The organism is Mesorhizobium sp. M1A.F.Ca.ET.072.01.1.1 (genome assembly GCF_004023325.1).
In the GTDB taxonomy this organism is placed as follows: Bacteria; Pseudomonadota; Alphaproteobacteria; order Rhizobiales; family Rhizobiaceae; genus Mesorhizobium.
Map to the genome: position 1 here is coordinate 1 of NZ_RZSF01000312.1, position 7,854 is coordinate 7,854.

The following is a 7,854-nucleotide window of genomic DNA, read 5'->3' on the forward strand; positions in this document are numbered from 1 at the left end:
GGCAATCTTTCTTCCAATGCCGGTGGCACCGGCGTGCTTGCCTATGGCAATGCGCGCGAGCTTTGCCTCGGCGTCGAAGTGGTGCTGCCGACCGGCGACGTGTTCGACGATCTGCGCAAGCTGAAGAAGGACAACACCGGCTACGATCTGAAAAACCTCTTCGTCGGCGCCGAGGGCACACTCGGCGTCATCACCGCCGCGGTGCTGAAGCTCTTTCCGAAGCCGAAGGGCAGGGAGGTTGCCTTCGCCGGGCTGTCGTCGCCCAAGGCAGCGCTCTCGCTGTTCACCTTGGCGATGGATCGCGCCGGTGCTTCGCTCACGGCTTTCGAGCTGATCGCCAAACGGCCTTACGACTTCACGCTGAAGCACGGGCAAGGCATCACCCGACCGCTGGCGGATGACTGGCCGTGGTATGCCCTGATGCAGGTCTCTTCAGGTCGCTCGGAAGAAGATGGCAAGGCGCTGATCGAGGAGATTCTTTCGGCCGGCCTCGAGCAGGGCATCGTCGGCGATGCGGTGGTGTCGGCAAGTCTTGCCCAGGGCGACGCCTTCTGGAATTTCCGCGAGACGCTGCCAGAATGCCAGAAGCCGGAGGGCGCCTCGATCAAGCACGACATCTCGGTGCCGATCGCCTCGATCCCGGAGTTCATCGAAAAGGCGGCAGGCGTGGTCCAGACTGTCTGTCCCGGTTCCCGGGTCGTCTGCTTCGGCCACATGGGCGACGGCAATCTTCACTACAACATCTCTCGCCCGCTGGATTGGCAGGACGAGCCGTTCCTTGAGCTCTACCACCCGATGAACAAAGCCGTGCACGATGTCGTGCGCTCTTTCCACGGCTCGATCTCGGCCGAGCACGGCATCGGCCAATTGAAGCGCGACGAGCTGATCGCCACGGCGCCGCCAATGGCGATCGATCTGATGCGCCGGGTGAAGGCGGCCTTCGACCCGGCCGGCATCATGAATCCCGGTAAGGTTATCTAATTCTTCCAACATCTTGTGGCTGGTCGCATTCCGATAACCATCGGCTCCGATCAGCAAAATTTAACTGACTTTCTTAAGCGCGGCGGTAAGAAGCGAGCGCTAATGTTTCCCGCATAACGAGGCCGGAAAAACCGGCCCGGAGAGAACCGGAAAACGGCCCTCAGGAGAAACAGGAAGGCATTCGATGAACACTGGACTGAAGCCAGTCTGGGCGGGGCGCAACATGCGTCTCGACCCGTTTCGCCTGCCGCAGATGGTAAGCTATGCCACGCGCGACGACTATGGCGATGTAACCTTCACCATCGACCAGCGCGGCGCCGTTATCCGCCGCACGCTGGAGATGAGCGGCGTGCCGGCGATCATCGCGCTGCCCGCCAATGCCTTCCGTGGTGTCGCCGCCCGCGCCATGGAGGATCCGGACGGCAATGTCACCGTGACGCTGGAACTTCTGCACAATGATCCGATGCTGTCGGTGCCGCTTTTGGTCGCCGACGATCTCGACGACGTCGCCGCCGATTGGCGCGCCTGGGCCGACGCCTATCGCCTGCCGATGCTTCTGATCGAGGCCGACGGCGTCGCCCGCACGCTGGAGGAATCGCTCGGCGCCGCCATCAAGGCCCTGCCGCCGCAGGACCGCCGCAAGGGCCGTGTCTCCAACATGCGCCGCCCGCGCTTCCTCGCCCGCCGCAGGACCGGCAATCTCGGCCTGCGTCTCGTCGTCGGCGGTGAGGAGATTATCGCGCGCGAATAGCCGCGATCCTTCCCTTCCCCCCTGTGGGAGAAGGTGTCGCCGAAGGCGATGGATGAGGGGTTTTCCAGGAAACGCCGAGCTCTCACTCCGCTGGAACACCGTCAACCGTCTCGGCCCTGCGCGCCGAGCCACCTTCTCCCACGACAAAGGGAGAAGGAGAGGCGCTACACCAGCGGCTTCAGCACCACCCAAAACGCCCCGCCGATCAGCCCCAGAAAGATCAGCCAGCCGACCTGGTTGTTCGACTTGAACAGCTTCAGGCACTGATCGGGATCGTTGATGTCGAGCCGGATGATCTGGCGCGCCATATGCGCGCCGGCGGCGATCAGCCCGGCCAGCGCCGGCATCGGCACTTGAGCCGAGGCAAAGGCGATGGCGAAGCAGGCGAGCGTGCCGCCATAGAGCCCGGTGAGCCAGGTCTTGGTGTTGTCGCCGAAAAGCCGTGCCGTGGAGCGCACGCCGACGATGGCGTCGTCTTCCTTGTCCTGATGCGCGTAGATCGTGTCGTAGCCGATCACCCACAGGATCGAGCCGATATAAAGCATGATGGCGGGGCCATCGAGATCGCCGAACTCGACCGCCCAGCCCATCAGCGCGCCCCAGGAGAAGGCGAGCCCGAGCACCAATTGCGGCCAGTTGGTGATGCGCTTCATGAACGGGTAGATCGCGACAATCGCCAGCGAGGCGATGCCGAGCGGAATGGCGAAGCTGTTGAACTGCAAAAGCACTGCGAGCCCGACCAGCGCCTGGATGATCAGAAACGCCCAGGCCTGGCGGCGCTTCACCTTGCCGGCCGGCAGCGGCCGCGAGCGGGTGCGCTCGACCTGGTTGTCGATGTCTTCGTCGACGATGTCGTTGTAGGTGCAGCCGGCGCCACGCATGGCGACGGCGCCGATGAAAAACAGGAACAGGTACCAGGGCGCGGGCAACAGCGTCAGCAGCGGATCCGTCGGCCGCGGATAGGCGCTGGCCGCAAGAGCCGCCGACCACCAGCAGGGCCACAAGAGCAGCTGCCAGCCGATCGGCCGGTCCCAGCGCGCAAGCTGCGCATAGGGCCACAGCCAGCGCGGCAGCACCCGGTAAACCCAATGGCCGCTCGGCGCGTCCGCGACGCGGCCCTGGGCTGCTTTCGACTGGATGGTTTCCATCGTGCTGGAGTGGCAGCAGCGATGGGCGCCGTCAAGCAGCCGCGTTGTCGCTCAGGCAGTGAAAACATCGTGACTGGCGAACCATGCTTTCGCTGTCTCGATGAAGGCGAGTGCCGCCTTCGATAGGCGCAGGCGCGCGTCGTGGGCGAGAACAATGCGCTGCATGGGAAGCACATCAAGCCCGGCCAGAAGTTGCGCGAGGACTGGTTCCCCATCGTTTTCCGGAGCTGAGTCGACTTCGGATTGGGCCGGGCGGGATCGGTTCCCCACCGGCAATTGCTTCATTGCGTCTTGATGTGGGCAATCTTCCCGTGTGCAATCTCCCCCCGAAACGCCAAGACGCCTTGACCCGTCGCCCTTGGACCAATAGCGGGTTCGGGGAGACGATCAGCAAGAGGTAGCAATGAACGTTCTTCTTCTCGGCTCGGGCGGCCGCGAACATGCGCTTGCCTGGAAGATCGCCGCGTCGCCGCTGCTGACGAAGCTCTATGCTTCGCCCGGCAATCCCGGCATCGGCCGTTTCGCCGAACCGGTCAAGCTGGACATCGCCGACCACTCCACTGTGGCCGCCTTCTGCCAGGAGAAGAAGATCGACCTCGTCGTGGTCGGTCCGGAAGGGCCGCTGGTGGCTGGCATTGCCGATGATTTGCGCGCCTGGGGCATCCGCGTCTTCGGCCCCTCCAGGGCGGCGGCGCGGCTCGAAGGCTCGAAGGGCTTCACCAAGGATCTTTGCGCCAAGTTCAACATCCCGACCGCCGCCTATGGCCGCTTCGGCGATCTCGCCGCGGCCAAGGCCTATGTCGAAAAGACGGGCGCGCCGATCGTTATCAAGGCTGACGGGCTTGCCGCCGGCAAGGGCGTCACCATCGCCATGAAGCTGGAGGAGGCGCTTGCCGCGCTCGAGGCCTGTTTCGACGGCGCTTTTGGCTCCGCCGGCGCCGAGGTGGTCGTCGAGGAATATCTGACCGGCGAGGAGGCGAGCTTCTTCTGCCTATGCGACGGCGCCACCGCGCTGCGCTTCGGCACCGCGCAGGACCATAAGCGCGTCGGCGACGGCGATACCGGTCCGAACACCGGCGGCATGGGCGCCTATTCGCCGGCGCCGGTGATGACGCCCGACATGACCGAGCGCACCATGCGCGAGATCATCGAGCCGACGATGCGCGGCATGGCCAATCTCGGCGCGCCTTTCGCCGGCATCCTCTTCGCCGGTTTGATGATCACCGACCAAGGCCCCAAGCTGATCGAGTACAACACCCGCTTCGGCGATCCCGAATGCCAGGTGCTGATGATGCGGCTGAAGGACGACCTGCTCGTCCTGCTCAACGCCGCTGTCGACGGCCAGCTCGCGCACATGTCGGTCCGCTGGAGCGACGACGCGGCCCTGACCGTGGTGATGGCGGCGAGGGGCTATCCCGGCACGCCGGAAAAGGGCTCGGTCATCCGCGGCCTAGAGGAGACGCAAGGCGAGGGCGTGGAGATCTTCCATGCCGGCACCGCCATCAATGGCGGCGCGCTGGTCGCCAATGGCGGCCGCGTGCTCAACGTCACGGCATCCGGCAAGACCGTCGGCGAGGCGCAGGAAAAGGCCTATGCCGCGATAGAGCATATCGATTGGCCGCAGGGCTTTTACCGCCACGACATCGGCTGGCAGGCGGTTGCGCGCGAGAAGGCCAGAGATTAGTTCCTGCGATCATTCCAGGGAAGATACGGCCCTTCGAGCTGTTTGCGACCGGCAATGCGCGCCGGCTTTTGCTAGCGGTCTCTCAAAAGGGAGAAGCTGCCGAAGAACCCTACGCCGAGAAGAACTCCGGCTACAGCGAACAAAAAGAGCGCAACGGCAATCCAATAGACAGCCGGAATCACACGGCGGCTCCGGAGTGGATTGCCTGCTCCGCGGATTATTCGCTCGGCCATTTTGAGAACTTGAACGGCAGAAATCATCGCAACAGCCAAAGGAAGGAGCGCCACGAGCATCCTCGCTGTTGGCGGATGACTGTATACGCCGATGATTGCTTCTCCGAACCGATATAGAAAGACCGGTACGCCGGTGGTTACGCCGCCAAGCGCAAAGTACATAACCAAGCGCCAAGGCCAGTCCGCAAGCCATCGTTTCGCGGCCAGTTTTTGGACACGATAGTCGAGCGCCGCAATGCCCAGGCTGGCAAGTACCCAGCAGGACCCGATCCACCAATTCATCCAGATGTTCTATCGCTGTCCCAGTTAGCCTGAGATTAAGCTCTCAAAAATCTGCGCAGCGGATAGTCAGGCCGCCACGCTCTTCCTCCCGCCACGCGCCCAGGCCGGCAGCCAGTCGCCATGGGCGGCGAGAAGGTCGTCGACCAGCGACCAGATCTGGTCGAGGTCGAGCTCAGCCGCTGTGTGCGGGTCCATCATCGCCGCATGGTAGATGTGCTCGCGGTTCTCGCTCATCAGCGCCCGCACCGTCAGCTCCTGGACATTGATGTTGGTACGGATCAGGGCCGTCAGTTGCGGCGGCAGGTCGCCAATGTAAGTGGGCTGGATGCCCGACGCGTCGACCAGGCACGGCACTTCCGCCGCGCAATCGAAGGGCAGCGAGGTGATGCAGCCATTGTTGCGGACATTGCCGTAGATCACCGAGGGCTCGCCGGTCCACACCGAGTTCATGATCGACGAGGCGTATTCCTTCGACTGCGTCACCTCGATCCGGTCGGCCGAGCGGTAGGCCTCCGCCTGGCCCTTCCAGCGCTCGATCTGCTCGATGCACCGCTTCGGATATTCGTCAAGCGGGATGCCGTATTTCTCGATCAGATCGGGGCGGCCTTCCTTGATGAAATAGGGCGTGTATTCGGCGAAATGCTCCGAGCTTTCGGTGACGAAATAGCCGAGCCGGGTCAGCATCTCGTAGCGCACCTTGTTCGGGCAGCGCGGGTTCCAGCCGGGCTTCGGCGCGCGGCCTTCGCGATACGCGCGCACGAGGTCGGGATAGAGGTCGCGATAGGAGCCGTCCGGCTGGCGATGCTCGAACTTGAGGTAAAAGGCCATGTGGTTGATGCCGGCCGCGCTGTAGCGGATCTCCTCAAAGGGAAGGTCGAGATCGTGCGCCAGCTCCATCGCCGTGCCCTGCACCGAATGGCAGAGCCCAACCTGCTTGATTTGGGGGAATTTAGCGGCGATCGCCCAGGTGTTGATCGCCATCGGGTTGACATATTGCAGCATAATCGCCTCGGGGCAGACGGCGAGCATGTCCTCGCAGATCCTCCACAGATGCGGCACGGTCCTCAGGCCCCGCATGATGCCGCCGACGCCGAGCGTGTCGGCGATCGTCTGGCGCAGGCCATATTTCTTCGGCACCTCGAAGTCGGTGACGGTGCAGGGCTCGTAACCGCCGATCTGGAAGGCGACGACGACGAAATCGGCACCGGACAGCGCCTTGCGTTGGTCGGAATAGGTCTCAGCCTTCGCCTTCACGCCGAGGGTCGCGATCAGCTTGTTGACGACGACCGCGCTCTCTTCCAGCCGCTGCGGGTTGATGTCCATTAAAGCGATCGTCGCGCCCGACAGCGCCGGGCGCTGCAGCACGTCGCCGACAATGTTCTTCATGAACACCGTCGAGCCGGCGCCGATGAAGGTGATCCTGGGATTTCTTGCCACTGTGAGCCTCCGGAATATGGTCACGCCGCGTCGAAAGCGGCCCGGACGAGCCGTTCGGTGTAGGCGGTCTTGGGACTGGTGAGGACCTCGTCTACGGGCCCCTGTTCGACGATCTTGCCGTGCTGCATGACGATCACGCGGTGGCAGAGCGCCCGCACCACCTTGAGATCGTGCGAGATGAAGAGATAGCTCAAGCCGCGCTCGTCCTGCAGCTTGCGCAGCAGGTCGATGATCTGCGCCTGGACGGAAAGATCGAGCGCCGATGTCGGCTCGTCGAGCAGGATGAACTCGGGCTCCAGCGCGATGGCCCGCGCGATCGCGATACGCTGCCGCTGGCCGCCCGAAAATTCGTGCGGGAACCGTGACAGGATATCGCCGGGCATGCCGGCGCTGACCAGCGCCTCACGCACCCGCTCGATCCGCTCGCGCCGTGTGGCCCCGATCCTGTTGACGACCAGCCCTTCCTCGATGATCTGGCCGATCGTCATGCGCGGGTTGAGCGAGGAGAACGGATCCTGGAAGACGATCTGCATGCGCGAGCGCAGCGGCCGCATCTCGGCGCGCGTGAGATCCTGGATCGGCTGGCCATCGAAACGGATCTCGCCGCGCCTCGCGTCGAGCAGCCGAAGCAGCGCCTGGCCGAAAGTGGTCTTGCCGGAACCGGATTCGCCGACCAGGCCCAGCGTCTCGTGACGGCAAAGTTTGAGGTCGAGATCGTCGACCGCGACCAGCTCGCGCCAGTCCGGCTTCAGGAACGTGCCGTCCCGCAGCGTGAAACAGACGCGCACGCCGTTCGCCTCGAGGATCGTGCTGGACTTTTCGGGCAGCGGCTTCGGCCGGCCGTGTGGTTCGGATGCGAGCAGCCGCTTTGTGTAGGGATGCTGCGGAACGGCGAAGAGCCGCTCGGTGACGTTATGCTCGCGCATCTCGCCATGCTGCATGACATAGACATAGTCGGAGAACTTGCGCACCACGGTGAGATCGTGCGTGATCAGAACCACCGCCATCCGCATTTCTTTCTGCAGATTGCGGATCAGGTTGAGGATCTGCGCCTGGACGGTGACGTCGAGCGCGGTGGTCGGCTCGTCGGCGATCAGTACATCGGGCTCGTTGGCCAAAGCCATGGCGATCATGACGCGCTGCCGCTGGCCGCCGGAGAGCTGGTGCGGATACTGCTTGAGGCGTGCTTCTGGTTCGGGAATCTGGACATGCCGCAAAAGCTCGAGCGCTCGCGCCCAGGCCTCTTTGCGGCTCACCTTGCGGTGCACCCTGATCGCTTCGACGATCTGGCTGCCGACCGAATAGATCGGGTTGAGCGAGCTCATCGGCTCCTGGAAG

Annotated in this window: 8 protein-coding genes; 3 read left to right on the plus strand and 5 right to left on the minus strand. The window is 63.7% G+C overall.

Annotated elements, in window-relative coordinates:
- Positions 1-981: FAD-binding oxidoreductase (locus EOA32_RS29755; protein WP_145971382.1), on the plus strand; the 981-nt coding region annotated here is incomplete at its 5' end.
- Between the two features lie 184 nt (positions 982-1,165).
- Positions 1,166-1,732 (plus strand): DUF6101 family protein, encoded by a 567-nt coding sequence (locus EOA32_RS29760; protein ID WP_095776209.1) that lies wholly within the window; start codon positions 1,166-1,168, stop codon positions 1,730-1,732.
- Between the two features lie 164 nt (positions 1,733-1,896).
- On the opposite strand, the gene ubiA is transcribed toward EOA32_RS29760, so the two are convergent.
- Both ubiA and EOA32_RS29770 read right to left on the minus strand, forming a co-directional pair.
- Positions 1,897-2,880 (minus strand): 4-hydroxybenzoate octaprenyltransferase, encoded by a 984-nt coding sequence (gene ubiA, locus EOA32_RS29765; protein ID WP_095776208.1) that lies wholly within the window; start codon positions 2,878-2,880, stop codon positions 1,897-1,899.
- Between the two features lie 51 nt (positions 2,881-2,931).
- Positions 2,932-3,165, minus strand: coding sequence for a hypothetical protein (locus EOA32_RS29770; RefSeq protein ID WP_179295050.1), 234 nt, complete (start codon positions 3,163-3,165; stop codon positions 2,932-2,934).
- Between the two features lie 118 nt (positions 3,166-3,283).
- Between EOA32_RS29770 and purD the strand changes: the two genes are divergently transcribed.
- Positions 3,284-4,564, plus strand: a complete 1,281-nt coding sequence (purD, locus tag EOA32_RS29775) for a phosphoribosylamine--glycine ligase (RefSeq protein ID WP_128373621.1) — start codon at positions 3,284-3,286, stop codon at positions 4,562-4,564.
- A 71-nt stretch (positions 4,565-4,635) separates the two neighbouring features.
- On the opposite strand, the gene EOA32_RS29780 is transcribed toward purD, so the two are convergent.
- The 3 genes from EOA32_RS29780 to EOA32_RS29790 form a co-directional block, all read right to left on the minus strand.
- Positions 4,636-5,079 carry a hypothetical protein gene (locus EOA32_RS29780; RefSeq protein WP_128373622.1) on the minus strand — a complete coding sequence of 148 codons (444 nt, stop codon included), beginning with the start codon at positions 5,077-5,079 and terminating at the stop codon, positions 4,636-4,638.
- A gap of 66 nt (positions 5,080-5,145) precedes the next feature.
- Positions 5,146-6,516 (minus strand): alpha-glucosidase/alpha-galactosidase, encoded by a 1,371-nt coding sequence (locus EOA32_RS29785; RefSeq protein WP_128373623.1) that lies wholly within the window; start codon positions 6,514-6,516, stop codon positions 5,146-5,148.
- Between the two features lie 20 nt (positions 6,517-6,536).
- Positions 6,537-7,854, minus strand: a 1,318-nt coding sequence (locus EOA32_RS29790; RefSeq protein WP_145971383.1) for a dipeptide ABC transporter ATP-binding protein, incomplete at its 5' end; no start/stop codon positions are given.